The sequence below is a fragment of the Qipengyuania mesophila genome (assembly GCF_019711655.1).
Lineage (GTDB): Bacteria > Pseudomonadota > Alphaproteobacteria > Sphingomonadales > Sphingomonadaceae > Qipengyuania > Qipengyuania mesophila.
In genome coordinates this window covers 387,578-401,767 of sequence record NZ_JAIGNU010000002.1, presented here as the reverse complement: position 1 = coordinate 401,767, position 14,190 = coordinate 387,578, and the positions used below count along the sequence as shown (strand labels likewise).

17 protein-coding genes are annotated in these 14,190 nt (G+C 67.0%); 11 read left to right on the top strand and 6 right to left on the bottom strand.

What is annotated here, in order from left to right; all coding sequences use genetic code 11:
* Positions 1–89: 89 nt before the first annotated feature.
* The 4 genes from K3181_RS11640 (at position 90) to K3181_RS11625 (ending at position 3,928) form a co-directional block, all read left to right on the top strand.
* Positions 90–1,202 carry an ABC transporter permease gene (locus K3181_RS11640; RefSeq protein WP_221603271.1) on the top strand — a complete coding sequence of 371 codons (1,113 nt, stop codon included), beginning with the start codon at positions 90–92 and terminating at the stop codon, positions 1,200–1,202.
* Entirely contained in the window at positions 1,202–2,104 is a 903-nt protein-coding gene (locus K3181_RS11635) for an ABC transporter ATP-binding protein (protein ID WP_221603270.1), read from the top strand. The genes K3181_RS11640 and K3181_RS11635 overlap by 1 nt, the downstream gene beginning before the upstream one ends.
* Positions 2,105–2,381: 277 nt before the next feature.
* Positions 2,382–3,332 carry an MlaD family protein gene (locus K3181_RS11630; RefSeq protein ID WP_221603269.1) on the top strand — a complete coding sequence of 317 codons (951 nt, stop codon included), beginning with the start codon at positions 2,382–2,384 and terminating at the stop codon, positions 3,330–3,332.
* A gap of 11 nt (positions 3,333–3,343) precedes the next feature.
* Positions 3,344–3,928 carry an ABC-type transport auxiliary lipoprotein family protein gene (locus K3181_RS11625; RefSeq protein ID WP_221603268.1) on the top strand — a complete coding sequence of 195 codons (585 nt, stop codon included), beginning with the start codon at positions 3,344–3,346 and terminating at the stop codon, positions 3,926–3,928.
* A 7-nt stretch (positions 3,929–3,935) separates the two neighbouring features.
* On the opposite strand, the gene K3181_RS11620 is transcribed toward K3181_RS11625, so the two are convergent.
* The 6 genes from K3181_RS11620 to crcB are packed head-to-tail and all read right to left on the bottom strand — an operon-like array spanning position 3,936 to position 7,631.
* Complete coding sequence (locus K3181_RS11620) at positions 3,936–4,631, bottom strand: ATP12 family chaperone protein (protein ID WP_221603267.1); 696 nt, start codon at positions 4,629–4,631, stop codon at positions 3,936–3,938.
* On the bottom strand, positions 4,628–4,852 hold the full coding sequence (locus K3181_RS11615; protein WP_221603266.1) for a hypothetical protein: 225 nt from the start codon (positions 4,850–4,852) through the stop codon (positions 4,628–4,630). The genes K3181_RS11620 and K3181_RS11615 overlap by 4 nt, the downstream gene beginning before the upstream one ends.
* Positions 4,839–5,498: an HAD-IA family hydrolase gene (locus tag K3181_RS11610; protein ID WP_221603265.1), complete on the bottom strand. Its 660-nt coding sequence runs from the start codon at positions 5,496–5,498 to the stop codon at positions 4,839–4,841. Before K3181_RS11610 ends, K3181_RS11615 begins: the two co-directional genes overlap by 14 nt.
* Positions 5,495–6,094: an FMN-binding negative transcriptional regulator gene (locus K3181_RS11605; protein WP_221603264.1), complete on the bottom strand. Its 600-nt coding sequence runs from the start codon at positions 6,092–6,094 to the stop codon at positions 5,495–5,497. Before K3181_RS11605 ends, K3181_RS11610 begins: the two co-directional genes overlap by 4 nt.
* Complete coding sequence (locus K3181_RS11600; RefSeq protein WP_221603263.1) at positions 6,094–7,224, bottom strand: RluA family pseudouridine synthase; 1,131 nt, start codon at positions 7,222–7,224, stop codon at positions 6,094–6,096. The genes K3181_RS11605 and K3181_RS11600 overlap by 1 nt, the downstream gene beginning before the upstream one ends.
* On the bottom strand, positions 7,221–7,631 hold the full coding sequence (gene crcB / locus K3181_RS11595) for a fluoride efflux transporter CrcB (protein WP_221603262.1): 411 nt from the start codon (positions 7,629–7,631) through the stop codon (positions 7,221–7,223). Before crcB ends, K3181_RS11600 begins: the two co-directional genes overlap by 4 nt.
* A 227-nt stretch (positions 7,632–7,858) precedes the next feature.
* Here crcB and rpsU point away from each other — a divergent pair, with 227 nt between their 5' ends.
* The 7 genes from rpsU (at position 7,859) to gatB (ending at position 14,150) form a co-directional block, all read left to right on the top strand.
* Positions 7,859–8,065 carry a 30S ribosomal protein S21 gene (gene rpsU, locus K3181_RS11590; RefSeq protein WP_007011585.1) on the top strand — a complete coding sequence of 69 codons (207 nt, stop codon included), beginning with the start codon at positions 7,859–7,861 and terminating at the stop codon, positions 8,063–8,065.
* 76 nt (positions 8,066–8,141) lie between these two features.
* Positions 8,142–8,711 carry an FKBP-type peptidyl-prolyl cis-trans isomerase gene (locus K3181_RS11585; RefSeq protein WP_221603261.1) on the top strand — a complete coding sequence of 190 codons (570 nt, stop codon included), beginning with the start codon at positions 8,142–8,144 and terminating at the stop codon, positions 8,709–8,711.
* Positions 8,712–8,794: 83 nt separating this feature from the next.
* Positions 8,795–10,507, top strand: a complete 1,713-nt coding sequence (locus K3181_RS11580; RefSeq protein ID WP_221603260.1) for a DUF4153 domain-containing protein — start codon at positions 8,795–8,797, stop codon at positions 10,505–10,507.
* Between the two features lie 57 nt (positions 10,508–10,564).
* Complete coding sequence (gene gatC, locus K3181_RS11575; protein ID WP_221603259.1) at positions 10,565–10,867, top strand: Asp-tRNA(Asn)/Glu-tRNA(Gln) amidotransferase subunit GatC; 303 nt, start codon at positions 10,565–10,567, stop codon at positions 10,865–10,867.
* A gap of 118 nt (positions 10,868–10,985) precedes the next feature.
* Entirely contained in the window at positions 10,986–12,470 is a 1,485-nt protein-coding gene (gatA, locus tag K3181_RS11570; protein WP_221603258.1) for an Asp-tRNA(Asn)/Glu-tRNA(Gln) amidotransferase subunit GatA, read from the top strand.
* On the top strand, positions 12,470–12,661 hold the full coding sequence (locus tag K3181_RS11565; RefSeq protein WP_221603257.1) for a hypothetical protein: 192 nt from the start codon (positions 12,470–12,472) through the stop codon (positions 12,659–12,661). The genes gatA and K3181_RS11565 overlap by 1 nt, the downstream gene beginning before the upstream one ends.
* A complete protein-coding gene (gene gatB, locus K3181_RS11560) occupies positions 12,654–14,150 on the top strand; it encodes an Asp-tRNA(Asn)/Glu-tRNA(Gln) amidotransferase subunit GatB (RefSeq protein WP_221603256.1) in 1,497 nt (498 codons plus the stop codon). Before K3181_RS11565 ends, gatB begins: the two co-directional genes overlap by 8 nt.
* Positions 14,151–14,190: the final 40 nt, after the last annotated feature.

Genomic DNA, 14,190 nt, shown 5'->3' with positions numbered 1-14,190 from the left:
CAGCGCCCATGCTGCGATGCAACGCCGGAGGTGATGCGCATGGATAGCCGCTTGGCAAGCGACTGATTTGTCCGCATACCGCGCGCGCAATGGGTGGTTTCGCCGAATACGAACTTGTCGAGGGGGACGACGGCGGCACGGCGCTCGTGCTGTCGGGGCCGTACCTCGTCTCGACCATCGGCGAGATCGACCAGGATCTGCGCGGGCTCGATGGCCCGCTGGACCGGATCGATCTCTCCGCCATCACCGAAATCGACACCGTCGGCGCGTGGATGGCGCGCTGGCTGGCGAATGCTCATGGCGCCGAGATCACCGGCGCGAGCGACCGCGCGAAGCGGCTGATCGGTGCACTCACGGATGCTCCGGCCGACGAGGATCTGAGCGCGCCGCGCCTGCCGGTGTGGGAACGCGTGCCGCAGGCGATGGGCGACAAGGTCTACGGTGCGCGGCGCGGGGTCTACGGCGTGCTCGGCTTTCTCGGCGCGCTGCTGGTTTCGAGCGCCAGCCTGGTGCGCCACCCGCGTCGTTTTCGCGTTCTTGCGCTGGTCCGCCAGCTCGAACTGGTCGGGGTCACCGCGCTGCCGATCATCGGTCTGATGAGCTTCCTAATCGGCATCGTCATCGCGCAGCAGGGCGCTGTGCAGCTGGCGCAGTTCGGCGCCGAGACGCTGACGGTCAATCTGGTCGGGCGGATCACCTTGCGCGAACTGGGCGTGCTGATGACCGCGATCATGGTCGCGGGCCGATCGGGCAGCGCCTTCGCCGCGCAGATCGGCACCATGCGGCTGACCGAAGAGGTCGACGCCATGCAGACCATCGGCATCTCGCCGATGGAGGCGCTGGTGGTACCGCGCATCCTCGCCGCGGTGCTGATGATGCCGCTGCTCGGCTTCTATTCGGCGGGCGTGGCGATCGTCGGCGGCGCAGTCGTCGGCCAGTTCATGCTCGGCATTCCCTTCTGGACCTTCCTTCTGCGCATCCAGGAAGTGGTGCCGCTGCACGACCTGTGGGTCGGGCTGATCAAGGCGCCGGTCTTCGGCCTGATCGTCGCGCTGGCGGGCTGCTATCACGGCATGCAGGTGAAGGGGAATTCGGAAGACGTCGGCCTGCGCACCACCATGGCGGTGGTTACCGGCATCTTCGCGGTAATCGTGATCGACGCCTTCTTCGCGGTGTTCTTCACCGAAGTCGGGTGGGGCTGATGGCGCAGGACGAAACCGGGCGCGAGCTGGGCCGGCACGAACGCTATCGCGGCGAATTTCCGATCGTCGTCGAGGGGCTGACCAATGCCTTCGGCGAACAGGTCGTCCACCGGGACCTCGACCTCAAGGTCCGCCGCGGAGAGATTCTCGGCGTGGTCGGCGGGTCGGGCACGGGCAAGAGCGTGCTGATGCGCTCGATCATCGGGCTGCAGAAGCCGACCGCGGGTGACGTGCGTGTCTTCGGTCGCTCGATCACCGACAGCGATCCCGAAGACGATATCGGCATCCGCAACCGCTGGGGCGTGCTGTTCCAGGGCGGCGCGCTGTTCAGCACGCTGACCGTGGGCGAGAACGTCGAGGTTCCGCTCAAGCAGTTCTACCCCGATATCGAGCCCGAACTGCGGCACGAGATCGCGCGCTACAAGGTGATGCTTTCGGGCCTCCCCGAAGAGGCGGTGAGCAAGTATCCGTCGGAACTGTCGGGCGGGATGAAGAAGCGCGCCGGGCTCGCCCGCGCGCTGGCGCTCGACCCCGAACTGCTGTTCCTCGACGAGCCCACCGCCGGGCTCGACCCGATCGGCGCGGCGGCCTTCGACCGATTGACGCGCGAGCTCAAGGAAACGCTCGGCCTGACCGTTTTCCTGATCACCCACGACCTCGATACGCTGCACGAGATCTGCGACCGCGTCGCGGTGATCGCCGACCAGAAGGTGATCGCGGTCGACACCGTGCCCAAGCTGATGGAACTCGACCATCCCTGGATCCAGGAATATTTCAACGGCCCGCGCGGACGCGCCGCATTGACCGCGCAGGCGCTCGACGAATTGCGCAAGCATATGGACGAGCCGGTCGCGGCGCATGCGGTCAAAGCGTTGGACAAACCGCCTGCGGGCAAGGCATAGGGCCGATGAGGCTACGCCCCCCTACCTGCGACACCGAGGTCTGGAGCGATTTGGCTCCTCGGGAGGAGGCCGAGCGCAGGACTATGTCAATAATTCAAGGTCGGTCGACGCGCCGAGGGGCCAAATCGACCAGATCCCGGAGGGACGACAAAATGGCTTCCATCTCGAACAAAAATGCGCTTCCAAAGGGTTACGCCCTTTGTGGCGTGCATTTTCGCCCGATATGTTCGCCATTTTGGCGCCTCGGGGCCGCAGGTAGGGGGGCATAGCCTCAAAAATGGAAACGCGGGCAAATCACGTTTGGGTGGGGGCGGTCACGCTGCTGATCCTCGGCGCGCTCGCGCTGTTCATAGTCTGGCTCGCGCGGCTCGGCGGCGGGGCGCAGAACGAATACGACATCTTCTTCAAGCAGTCGGTCGCCGGTCTTGCCAACGGCAGCTCGGTCGATTTCGCCGGCGTTCCCGTGGGCCAGGTCAACCAGATCGAGCTGTGGGACAAGGACCCCGAGTTCGTCCGCGTGCGGATCAAGGTCAAGGAAAGCGTGCCGATCCTCGTCGGCACCACCGCCACGATCCAGGGCAGCTTCACCGGCGTCTCGACGATCACGCTCGACGGCGCGCGCAGCGGGGCGCCGCCGATCTCCTGCGAGACTACCGCCTGCACCGAGGGCGTCCCGATCATCCCGCCGACCGCCGGCGGCGGCTTCGGCGCGGTGCTGGCGAGCGCGCCGTTGCTGCTCGAGCGGCTGGCGACGCTGACCGAGCGGCTCACCATGCTGCTGAGCGACCGCAACCAGGAAGAGATCTCGCAGATCCTCGCCAACACCAATGCCGCCAGCGCCGGCTTCGCTTCGGCCGCGCCGCAGATGGAGCGGACCATGGCCGAGCTGCAGGTCACGCTGCGCGAAGCGAGCGAGGCGCTCGACCAGTTCGAGAAGGTCACCGCGACCACCGACCGCATCCTCAACGAGGAAGGCGAGGCGATCGCCAAGGACCTGCGCGCGACGCTCAAATCGGCGAGCGGCGCGGCCAAGGCGCTCGAGGACACACTCAACGAGGCGCGGCCCGCGACCAAGCAGCTTACCGAAAGCACGCTGCCCGCCGCCGAGGCGACGCTGAAGGACCTGCGCGCAACCAGCAAGGCGCTGCGCGACGTGACCGAGAAGATCGACGAAAAGGGCGCGGGCGCGCTGCTATCGAGCCAGCCGCTGCCCGACTACAAGCCGTGAGGGGCCTGAGCATGACACGCACCATCAAATTCGCCGCGCTGGCCCCGGCCCTGTTGCTCGGCGGCTGTCTCAGCCTCGGCGGCGAGGCGCCCGACAGCCTGCTGACGCTGACGCCCGCGACCACGGCGCCCGCAGGCACCGGCGCGAGCGGTTCGCAGAACAGTGCGCTGGTGCTGTCAGAATTCGAAGTGCCCAAGGCGCTCGACGTCACCCGCGTACCGGTTCAGGTCACCGATACCGAGATCGCCTATCTCCAGGACGCGGTGTGGGTCGAACGGCCCGCGCGGCTGTTCCGCCGCCTGCTCGCCGAAACGATCCGCACGCGCTCCAACCGCGTCGTGATCGACGGCGACGATCCGGGCGTGAGCGCCAACGACCGTTTGCAGGGAAGCCTGCGCAGCTTCGGCTACGACGCCCGTACGCGCGAAGCCGTCGTGACCTTCGATGCGGTGCGCAACGGCGCGGGCTCGGCCGTCGTGACGCGCCGGTTCGAGGCGCGAGTGCCCGTGGCAGCACCCGAGACGGCTTTCGTCGGTCCGGCGCTCAACGAAGCGGCCAACAAGGTCGCGGCCGACGTCGCCAGCTGGATCGGCTGAGAAGCGACTAGGCTCGCGCCAGCCGCACGAACTCCATCGCCTTGAGGAATTCGCCCAGCCGCCGGGCGCGGCGTGCGCTCGCTTCCTCGTCCTCGCCCCATTGCTCGATCTGCCAGTCCTCCTCGAGATTGGCCGCGGCCCACAGCGCTTCGCCATCGGCCCCGTCCTCGAGCGCGGCGAGCCCGATGCACAGCGAGGCGGCGAGCGCGGTCAGCTGTTCGAGCGCGGCGAGGGTGAAGTCGTCGAGGCTCTCGAGGCGTGCCCCCAGGCGCTCGAGCGTCTCGGGCGGGTGCGATTTGGCGAGGATCCCGCTGACGCGTTCGAAGCGCACGCCTTCGCGCGCCTCGAGAGCCTCGACCAGCGGGTCCCAGACCTCGCGCTGGCGATGCCACAGCGGCTCGTCGGGATGCGCGCGATAACACAGCGTATCGGTGTCGGCGTAGCGCAGCAGCTTGGCGACGATCTCCTCGCGCGCCTCGGGCACCACGTCGAGCGCGTAGTCGGTCATGTCGCGAAAGGCGAAATGCGCCGGGTCGAGCGTCTCGCCCTGAGCGGCCCATTCGGCCGCCAGCGCCTGCGCGAGTCCTTCGGAGGCAACCACCTGCGGCTTGCCGCCCTGCGTCTTGATCGGCCTGCCGTCGAGCGCGACGTAGTGGCCGGGATCGCTCTTCTCGACGCTGACCTGCTTGTAGAAGCGCTTCATTCGCCGCTCTTCCAGCGCCTGGCGAGGACCAGCGGGAGGACGAAGACGTCGAGCGCACCGAGCGCGAGCAGGACATAACCTGCCACCTCGGGCAGCGGCAGGACCAGCGCCAGCACGAGCGCGCCGAGCACCGCCAGCGCCACGCCCGAGAGGCGCACCGCCTGGATCGTCAGGAAGCGTGCCTTGGCCGGATCATGTGCGGAAGGGTCATGCTGGTCCACGGATCAGGTCTCCCAATTGGCGCGCGGTTTCGGCCACCGCGCTGGCCCCCGCGTCGAGCAATTCGTGCGGCTCGTGATAGCCCCAGGACACGCCGATCGCGCGCACGCCCGCGGCCACCGCCATCTCCATGTCGAAGCTGGTATCGCCGATCATCACCGCCTCGGCGGGCGCGACACCGGCCTCGACCAGCGCCGCCTCGAGCATGGCGGGGTGCGGCTTCGATGGGTGCCGGTCGGCGGTCTGCAGCGAGACGAAACGCTCGCGGATGCCATGTGTGTCGAGGCAGGCGTGAAGTCCGCGATCGCTCTTGCCGGTGGCGACCGCGAGCAGATGTCCGGCGTCACCCAGTTCGTCGATCAGCGCGCTGATGCCTTCGAACAGCGGTTCGCGCAACGCGCCCGAGAGGCGCAGATCGCGAAAGCCGGACTTGTAGGCTTCGACCACCGCGTGGCGTTCTTCATCGCTGGCGGTGGGGGCCAGTTCGCGCAGCGCGTAGGGCAGGCTCAGCCCGACCATGCGGCGCACGTGATGGCGTTCGGGGGCGACCAGGCCCGTCCTGGCGAAGGCCTGCTCCATGGTTTCGCAGATCGCCGCCTGGCCATCGACCAGCGTACCGTCGCAATCGAAGACGACGAGACGGCTCATCCGGCGAGCCCGCGAATCGTTGCGGCGAGCTCCTCGTTGCCGCCAACGGCGAGCCCCGCCGCGATCGCCTCGCGCTCGCTGGCGCTGCGCTTCTGCGACAGCTTGTAGGTCGGGCGCCATTCGCGCACCTCGAGCTCGAAACCGACAATCGCCTTGAACAGGCCGTTCCACATGTCCTCGCTCGCCTCGCTGGCGTTCCAGCGCTCGCCTTCGAGGCGGTCTTCATGCGTGTCGATGAGGTCGTAGAGCAGACCGTCGAGCTCGGCATCGTCCAGCCGGCGCACCAGTCCCTCGAGCTCGATCGCGACATAGTCCCAGGTCGGCACCGTATCGCGATTTTCATACCAGCGTGGCGAGACATAGCCGTGCGCGCCATTGACCGTGGCCAGCGCGGTGGCGCCGTCGAGATGCCGCACCAGCGCATTGCCGCGCGCGAGGTGGAAGCGGAGCCGGTCCTCGCCCGTCCACAGCAGCGGTGTGTGTGCCACGCGCGGTCCCTGCGGGGTGGTGAGGAAGATCATGCCGAAGCCGATCCGCTCGACGGTGGCGCGCATCTGCGCGTGGTCATCGGTGCGAAACAGCGGGTTGGGGTGCATCAGCGCTTGCCCTTGGGCTTGGGCTTCGGACCCGGCTTGCCTGCGGCGCCGCGCGAACGGCGCGGCGAACGCTGCGACTTGCGGAAGTTCTTGGCGTGCTGGCGCGCCTGCTGCTTCTTTTCCTCGCGGCTCTTGGGCGGCGGATCGTCGCGCATCGGGGTCGCATCGCTGGCGCTTTCCTCGAAACCGAGATGCTCCATGCTGCCAGCGAAATGTTCGGGCAATTCGGCGGTCACGTCGAGCTTGCCGCCATCGGGGCTGTCGATGATCAGCCGCCGGGCATGGAGGTGCATCTTGCGGCTGACCGCGCCGGTCAGGAAGGCGTCCTTGCCGCCATACTTGCCGTCACCGACGATCGGGTGGCCCATCGCCGCGCAATGGACGCGCAACTGGTGCGTGCGGCCGGTCATTGGCTGCAGTTCGAGCCAGGCGGCCTTCTTGCCCGCGCTGTCGACCACGCGATACTTTGTCTTTGCCGACTGGCCGCCCTCGTGATCGACATGCATCTTCTCGCCGCCCGATCCCGGCTGCTTGGCGAGCGGCGCTTCGATCACGCCTTCCTTGATGTCGGGCACGCCCATCACCAGCGCCCAGTAGATCTTCTTCGCCGAGCGGCCCGAGAAGCGCTTCGAGAAGAACGCCGCGCTGCCCGGCGTGCGCGCGACCAGCAGCACGCCGCTGGTGTCCTTGTCGAGCCGGTGGACCAGCCGCGGGCGGACGTCTTCCTCGCCGGGGGCGAAGGCGTCGAGCAGCCCGTCGACATGGTTGAAAGTGTTGGTCCCGCCCTGCGTCGCGAGGCCGGGCGGCTTATTGAGCACCAGCGCGCCCTTGGTCTGGTGGATGACCATCGCCTCGGCCTGTTCGATCTCGGCCTTCGACAATTCGCGCTTGGGCTTGTCCTTCTTGTGCGGCGCATCGCCGCCGGGGGGTACGCGGATCTGTTGGCCCTGCGCCAGCCGGTCGTCGGGCTTCACGCGTTTGCCGTCGACCCGCACCTGACCGGTGCGAGCCCATTTGCTGACCGTACCGAAGCCGACCTGCGGCAGATGCCGCTTGAACCAGCGGTCGACGCGGATACCGTCGTCGTCGGCTTCGACGGTGAAGCTGCGCACTTCGTCCGAGGTCTTCATCCGACCATCCTCATCAGGTTGAGCCCGGCCATCATTCCGGTGAGCCCCAGCGCGATCGACAGCACCACATAGAGCAGCGCGAAGAGATACTGGCCGCGCTCGATCATCAGCACCATTTCGAGGCTGAAGGCGCTGAAAGTGGTGAAGCCGCCGAGCAGGCCGACGCCCAGAAGCAGGCGCAACTGTTCGCCTTCGCCGCTACCGTGGCGCGCCAGCCAGCCGGCCAGCAGACCCATGGCGAGGCTGCCCGCGGCATTGGCGGCGAGCGTGGCGAAGGGGAAGGTCGTGACCATCTGCGGGCCGAGCCACTGCGTCATCGCGCGGCCCAGCTGCCAGCGCAGCATCGCGCCGAAGCCGCCGCCCAGAAAGACGTGCAGCGCGGCCACATAGGGAGAAAATGAGGACATTGCCGCAGCCCTTAGCCGCCAATTGCCCGTTCGTCATCCCGATGTGCGCGGCCATGCGGCGAATGCGACAAAGACTTGCCTTTGTGCTGGAGAATCCTTATGTGCGCCCCCGTTCGAGCCGGTCCGGAACGGATTCGGCGCGTTTTTCGTTCTTTTGGCGAAACCGTTTCAAGGAGGCAAAACCCGCGCTGCGGGCTCTGGCCCGCAAAGTCGAGGTATTGAAGTTTATGCAGATCATGGTTCGCGATAACAATGTCGACCAGGCCCTCCGCGCGCTCAAGAAGAAGCTGCAGCGTGAAGGCGTGTATCGCGAAATGAAGCTGCGTCGCCACTACGAGAAGCCGAGCGAAAAGCGCGCCCGCGAAAAGGCTGCCGCCGTTCGCCGCGCCCGCAAGCTCGAGCGCAAGCGCATGGAGCGTGACGGCGTCAAGTAAGCCGTTGCCAGCAAATCCAAGCTAAGCCATGAGGGCGCGGAGAAATCCGCGCCCTTTGCGTATCAGGACGAGTTCGATGACCGAGATTACCCGCGTTCCCCTCCAGCCCATCAAGAAGGGCTCGCTGACCAAGCTGTGGCTCGGCGTGATCGTCGCCGTGCTGTTCGGGGCCGGCCTCGCCTGGGCCGCCGTGCCCAAGGGCCTCAACGTCGAGGTCGTCACCGCTGGCACGGGCGATTCGCCCAAGGTGGGCGACGTGGTCTTCGTCAAATATGTCGGCAAGCTCGCCGACGGCACCGAATTCGACCGCTCGCAGCCGCTGCCCGTGCCCCCGGGGCTGTTCCCCGAAGGCAACCCCCTGCTGCTCGAGGAAGGCGCGATCATCGACGGCTTCATCGAGGGGCTGGGGCAGATGCAGAAGGGCGGCAAATACGTCCTCACCATCCCCGCCGAGCAGGCCTATGGCGCCGAACCGCCCCCGGGCTCGCCGATCCCGGCCAATGCCGATCTGGTGTTCGAGGTCGAAGTGGTCGATTTCATGAGCCGCGACGATTTCCAGGCGCGCGCCGCCGCGCTCCAGCAGATGATGGGACAGCAGCAGCAGGGCCAGGGCGGCGACGCACCGGCTCCCGCAGCGCCGCAATAGGGTTTCCCCGCGTTTTCTGCGGTTTGCCCATGCGGGGCGCCGCGTGATGCGCTAAAGGTCGTGCGAGGCGAGGGAGGCCGCGCATGACCGATACCGTTGCAATGCAGCACGAGGACTGGGCGCTGCGCCCCTGGGTGCTGGCGGGCCTGCTGGGTCTCGCCGGCCTCGGCGTGCATTTCCTCGCCCAGTGGGATGCGGACAGTTGGGCGCCATGGCGCGCGGCGCTGACCGCCGCGGTGGCCTTTGGTCCGCTGGCCTTCGCCTTCACGCTCGATCGCGCCCGGTGGCGGGAGCCGCTGGCCTTCGCGGCGCTGGTCGCGCTGGTCATGGCGGGGATCGCCTGGCGGGTCGCGGCGGGCGGAGAACAGCACGCCGATGCGCCCTTCTGGTTCGCCGCGGCGGTGGTAGCGATCGCGCTGGCGCTGCCGCTGTTCCAGGCGGGCTTCCATCGCCTGCGCTGGCGCACGCCCTACGACGCGACGCATTTCCACGTCTGGACCGACGCCATCAGCGCGGCGGGCGCGCTCGCTTTCACCGGGCTTTCGTGGCTGCTCCTGTTCCTGCTCTCGCAACTTTTCGCCGCGATCGAGATCGACCTGCTCAAGGAGCTGATCGAGAAGGGCTGGTTCGGCTGGACCTTCTCGGGGGCGGCCTTCGGCGCGGCGCTGGGCGTGCTGCGCAACCAGTTGAAGGTGATCGGCACGCTCCAGTCGGTGGTGATGCTGGTCTTCGCCATCATCGCCGTGCCGCTGGCGATCGCGCTGGCGATCTTCCTCGCCGCCGTGCTGGCGAGCGGGATATCCGTCCTGTGGAACGCCACCCAAAGCCCGACGCCGCTGCTGCTCTCGGTCGCCGTCGCCAGCTTCGTGCTGGTCAATGCGGTGATCCGCAATGGCGAGGAAGAAGCGAGCGGCAACCGCGTGATGCGCTGGGCGGCGCTGGCGCTGGCGCTGGCGATATTCCCGCTGGCGCTGCTCGCCGCGATCTCCACCGGAACGCGGATCGCCCAATACGGCCTCAGCCCCGAGCGCATCTGGGGCGTGATCGCGGTGGCCGTCGCGGTGGCCTATGGCGTGGCCTATTTCGTCGCCCCGATCCGCGGACGGATGGCCGGCTGGATGGCGCGCGTGCGCGGCGCCAACATGCACCTCGCGGTCGGCACCTGCGTACTCGCCTTCCTCCTCGCCCTGCCGCTGTTCGACTTCGGCGCGGTATCGACGCGCAACCAGGTCGAGCGGCTCGAAAGCGGCAAGGTGGCGGTCGAGGAATTCGACTTCGACGCGCTGCGCTGGGATTTCGGCGATGCGGGGAGGAGGGCGCTGGCGCAGCTTGCTCGAAGCAAGGACGCCGAAGTCGCCAAGCTGGCGAAAGAAGCACAGGAGCGCCAAAATCGTCCCAATCGCTGGCAGGCCGACGATAGCTACAAACGTCAAGCACGCTTGGCCAACTTGCGTGCCGACATCCCCGCGGGGAGCCTGCGCGACGCGGTCGAGGCCGAAGTGCGCGACAATGCCTGGATTTGTAACAAGCCCTGCGTCGCGCTCGACCTTGGACCGAGCGACGAGGGCGGGCACACGATTGCTTTTGTCGAGTCAGGGCAAGTCAGCAAGCGCGTGCTCGCAGCGCCGCCAGTCCGACGCGAAGAGGGCGACTCGTTTTCGGTTGCTGTTCAGATGCCTGAAGGGGTCGATCCGGACCCGCCGCCGCAGTCGGCCGATTCCACGGTCGAAATCCGCGACTGGACCGGGCGGCGAATCTATATCGATGGCCAGCCCGCCGGCGAGCCCTTCGAATAGCATTGCGCTGCAGCATCGCGCTTGAAGCTCGCCGCCTGTGCCGCTAACGCGCGAGCCATGTCAGTTACACGCGAAGAAGTGGCCAAGATCGCCTCGCTCGCCCGCATCAGGATGGGCGATGCCGAGCTCGACCGGATGGTCCCCGAATTGAACGGCATCCTTGCCTGGGTCGAACAGCTGGGTGAGGTCGACACCTCCGCCGTCGAACCGATGACCGCGGTCATCCCCAACACGCTGCGGCTGCGCGACGACGTGGTCGATGCCATCCCCGAAACCGCCGGCGGCCGGCGCGACGACGTGCTCGCCAATGCCCCCGCCGCCGAGCACGGCTTCTTCGGCGTGCCCAAGGTGATCGAATAATGCGGCGTCGTGACTGTCCTTCGACAGGCTCAGGACGAGCGGATTTGGTTGCCGAAATTACTACACCCGCTCAGCCTGAGCTTGTCGAAGGCCACGCGCTGACGGAAGAGACAGAGAAATGACCGAACTGACCAATCTGGGCGTCAAGGCGATCCGCGATGGTGTCGCCGGTGGCGATTTCACCGCGCGCGAGGTGGCCGAGGCCTTCAACACCGCGGTCGCCGAGGCCGCGGAACTCAACGCCTTCATCGTCACCACGCCCGACCACGCGCTCGCTGCCGCCGATGCGGTCGATGCCAAGCGCGCCAGGGGCGAGGCGCTCGGGGCGATGGGCGGCGTGCCGATCGGCATGAAGGATCTGTTCGCCACCAGGGGCGTCCAGACCAGTGCCGCAAGCCACATCCTCGAAGGCTTCAAGCCCGAATACGAGAGCACCGTCAGCCAGAACCTGTGGGATGCGGGCGCGGGCATGCTCGGCAAGCTCAACCTCGACCAGTTCGCGATGGGCAGCTCGAACGAGACCTCCTATTTCGGCAATGTCGTCTCGCCCTGGCGCAAGGCCGGCGGGGCCAACACCGACATGTCGCCCGGCGGCTCCTCGGGCGGCTCGTCGAGCGCGGTCGCCGCGCGCATTGCGCCCGCCGCCACCGGCACCGACACCGGCGGTTCGATCCGCCAGCCCGCCGCCTTCACCGGCATCTGCGGAATCAAGCCGACCTATGGCCGCTGCAGCCGCTGGGGCGTGGTCGCCTTCGCCTCCAGCCTCGACCAGGCCGGGCCGATGGCGCGCAGCGTCGAAGATTGCGCGATCATGCTCGAAGCCATGGCCGGCTTCGACCCCAAGGACGCGACCAGCCTCGACATGCCCGTGCCCGATTGGGAAGCCGCGCTGTCGGCGGACCTCAAGGGCAAGAAGATCGGTATCCCGAAGGAATACCGGATGGACGGGACCGACGAGGAAATCCTCAAGAGCTGGGAGCAGGGCAAGGAGTGGCTGCGCGATGCCGGCGCCGAGATCGTCGACGTCAGCCTGCCGCACACCAAATATGCGCTGCCCGCCTATTACATCGTCGCGCCCGCTGAAGCCTCGAGCAATCTCGCGCGCTATGACGGCGTGCGCTACGGCCTGCGCGACCTGCCCGACGGGGCGGGGCTGCAGGACATGTATGCCGCGACCCGCGCCGCCGGTTTCGGCGACGAGGTCAAGCGCCGCATCCTGATCGGCACCTATGTGCTGAGCGCCGGTTTCTACGACGCCTATTACACGCAGGCGCAGAAGATCCGCACACTGGTGGCGCAGGACTTCGCCAATGCCTTCGGCCAGTGCGACGCGATCCTCGCGCCGACCACGCCGACCGCGAGCTTCCCGCTCAATTCGCTCAACGAAGACCCGCTGACGATGTATCTCAACGACGTCTTCGCGGTCCCGGCGAGCCTCGCCGGCCTGCCCGCGATGAGCGTGCCCGCCATGCTCAATTCCGATGGCCTCCCGCTCGGCCTGCAGGTGGTCGGCAAGCCTTTCGACGAGCAGGGCGTGCTCGACGTGGGCCTCGCGATCCAGCAGCGCGCCGAGTTCGAGGCGAAGCCGGAGAAGTGGTGGTAATGACGATGATCCTGATCATCGTGGGCTCGGTTTTCCTTACCGGAATGGTCGCGCTCTTCATCTCGCGCAATGTCGAGCATGGAGAGGCGCGGTTCGGGCCAGATGGTCAACTTCCTCCCTATGAACCGCCAGTCAGGGATCGCTCCGATATGAAGGTATCGATCAAGCAGGGCAGCAAAATTGATGAGTAGTTATCGCATCCAGGGCGCAACGGGCGAGTGGGAGGTCGTGATCGGCCTCGAGGTCCATGCGCAGGTCACTTCGAAAGCCAAGCTGTTCAGCGGCGCCAGCACCGCCTTCGGCGCCGAGCCGAATTCGCAGGTCAGCCTCGTCGACGCGGCGATGCCCGGCATGCTGCCCGTGCCCAATCGCGAATGCATCCGCCAGGCGGTGCGCACCGGCATGGCGATCGAGGCCGAGATCAACAAATACAGCCGCTTCGACCGCAAGAACTACTTCTACGCCGACCTGCCGCAGGGCTACCAGATCAGCCAGCTCTACCACCCGATCGTGGGCGAGGGTTCGCTGCATATCGAGGCCGACGAGAAGGCCGGCATTCCCGAGGACAAGGTCATCGGCATCGAGCGCATCCATGTCGAGCAGGACGCGGGCAAGCTGATGCACGACCAGCATCCGACCATGTCCTATGTCGATCTCAACCGCAGCGGCGTGGCGCTGATGGAGATCGTGTCGAAGCCCGACATGCGCAGCCCGGCAGAGGCTGGCGCCTATGTCCGCAAGCTGCGCAGCATCCTGCGCTATGTCGGATCGTGCGACGGGAACATGGAAGAAGGCTCGATGCGCGCCGACGTCAACGTCAGCGTTCGCAAGCCGGGCGAGCCCTTCGGCACGCGGACCGAAACCAAGAACGTCAACTCGGTGCGCTTCGTGATGCAGGTCATCGAATACGAGGCCAACCGCCAGGTCGACGTGCTCGAGAACGGCGGCAGCGTCGACCAGGAAACGCGCCTGTTCGATCCGAACACCGGGACCACGCGGACCATGCGCAGCAAGGAAGACGCGCATGACTATCGCTATTTCCCCGATCCCGACCTGCTGCCGCTCGAGCTCGAGGACGGCTTCCTCGACGAATGCCGCGCCTCGCTGCCCGAATTGCCCGACGCCAAGCGCGCGCGCTACGAGACCGAGCTGGGCCTGACGCCCTACAATGCGCGCGAGCTGACCGCCGAGGTCGAGACCTTCGCGCGCTTCGAGACGCTGCTCGCCGCCACCGCCAAGGGTATCGGCAAGCCCGAGGCCGAGGTCGCGACGCAGGTCGCCAACTGGGCGCTCTCTGTCGCGCCCGGCGTCATGAAGTCGCTCGGCGAGGAGGCGAATCCGGCCCATGCCACCGCCGAGGCGCAGGCGAGCATCCTCGACATGCAGGCCAAGGGCGAAATCTCGGGCGGGCAGGCCAAGGAAATCTACGAGATCGTCCTCAAGACCGGTCGCGATCCCGGGGAAATCGCCGATAGCGAGGGCCTCAAGCAGGTCAGCGATACCGGCGCCATCGAGACCGCGATCGACCAGATCATCGCCAACAACGAGGACAAGGTCGCCGAATATCGCGGCGGCAAGGACAAGCTGTTCGGCTTCTTCGTCGGCCAGACGATGAAGGCGATGCAGGGCAAGGCCAATCCGGCCGTCGTCAACCAGATCCTCAAGGACAAGCTGGGCTGAAGCCCGGCAGAACGCATCAATTCGGGTGGGCGCATCAGGG

What these genes read in the sequence shown, in the direction of transcription:
- K3181_RS11565 (WP_221603257.1), top strand. Translation starts at nt 12,470, where the DNA reads ATGACGATGATCCTGATCATCGTGGGCTCGGTTTTCCTTACCGGAATG.
- K3181_RS11600 (WP_221603263.1), bottom strand. Translation starts at nt 7,224, where the DNA reads ATGAAGACCTCGGACGAAGTGCGCAGCTTCACCGTCGAAGCCGACGAC.
- K3181_RS11605 (WP_221603264.1), bottom strand. Translation starts at nt 6,094, where the DNA reads ATGCACCCCAACCCGCTGTTTCGCACCGATGACCACGCGCAGATGCGC.
- K3181_RS11630 (WP_221603269.1), top strand. Translation starts at nt 2,382, where the DNA reads ATGGAAACGCGGGCAAATCACGTTTGGGTGGGGGCGGTCACGCTGCTG.
- rpsU (WP_007011585.1), top strand. Translation starts at nt 7,859, where the DNA reads ATGCAGATCATGGTTCGCGATAACAATGTCGACCAGGCCCTCCGCGCG.
- crcB (WP_221603262.1), bottom strand. Translation starts at nt 7,631, where the DNA reads ATGTCCTCATTTTCTCCCTATGTGGCCGCGCTGCACGTCTTTCTGGGC.
- gatC (WP_221603259.1), top strand. Translation starts at nt 10,565, where the DNA reads ATGTCAGTTACACGCGAAGAAGTGGCCAAGATCGCCTCGCTCGCCCGC.
- K3181_RS11635 (WP_221603270.1), top strand. Translation starts at nt 1,202, where the DNA reads ATGGCGCAGGACGAAACCGGGCGCGAGCTGGGCCGGCACGAACGCTAT.
- gatA (WP_221603258.1), top strand. Translation starts at nt 10,986, where the DNA reads ATGACCGAACTGACCAATCTGGGCGTCAAGGCGATCCGCGATGGTGTC.
- K3181_RS11620 (WP_221603267.1), bottom strand. Translation starts at nt 4,631, where the DNA reads ATGAAGCGCTTCTACAAGCAGGTCAGCGTCGAGAAGAGCGATCCCGGC.
- gatB (WP_221603256.1), top strand. Translation starts at nt 12,654, where the DNA reads ATGAGTAGTTATCGCATCCAGGGCGCAACGGGCGAGTGGGAGGTCGTG.
- K3181_RS11610 (WP_221603265.1), bottom strand. Translation starts at nt 5,498, where the DNA reads ATGAGCCGTCTCGTCGTCTTCGATTGCGACGGTACGCTGGTCGATGGC.
- K3181_RS11640 (WP_221603271.1), top strand. Translation starts at nt 90, where the DNA reads ATGGGTGGTTTCGCCGAATACGAACTTGTCGAGGGGGACGACGGCGGC.
- K3181_RS11580 (WP_221603260.1), top strand. Translation starts at nt 8,795, where the DNA reads ATGACCGATACCGTTGCAATGCAGCACGAGGACTGGGCGCTGCGCCCC.
- K3181_RS11625 (WP_221603268.1), top strand. Translation starts at nt 3,344, where the DNA reads ATGACACGCACCATCAAATTCGCCGCGCTGGCCCCGGCCCTGTTGCTC.
- K3181_RS11585 (WP_221603261.1), top strand. Translation starts at nt 8,142, where the DNA reads ATGACCGAGATTACCCGCGTTCCCCTCCAGCCCATCAAGAAGGGCTCG.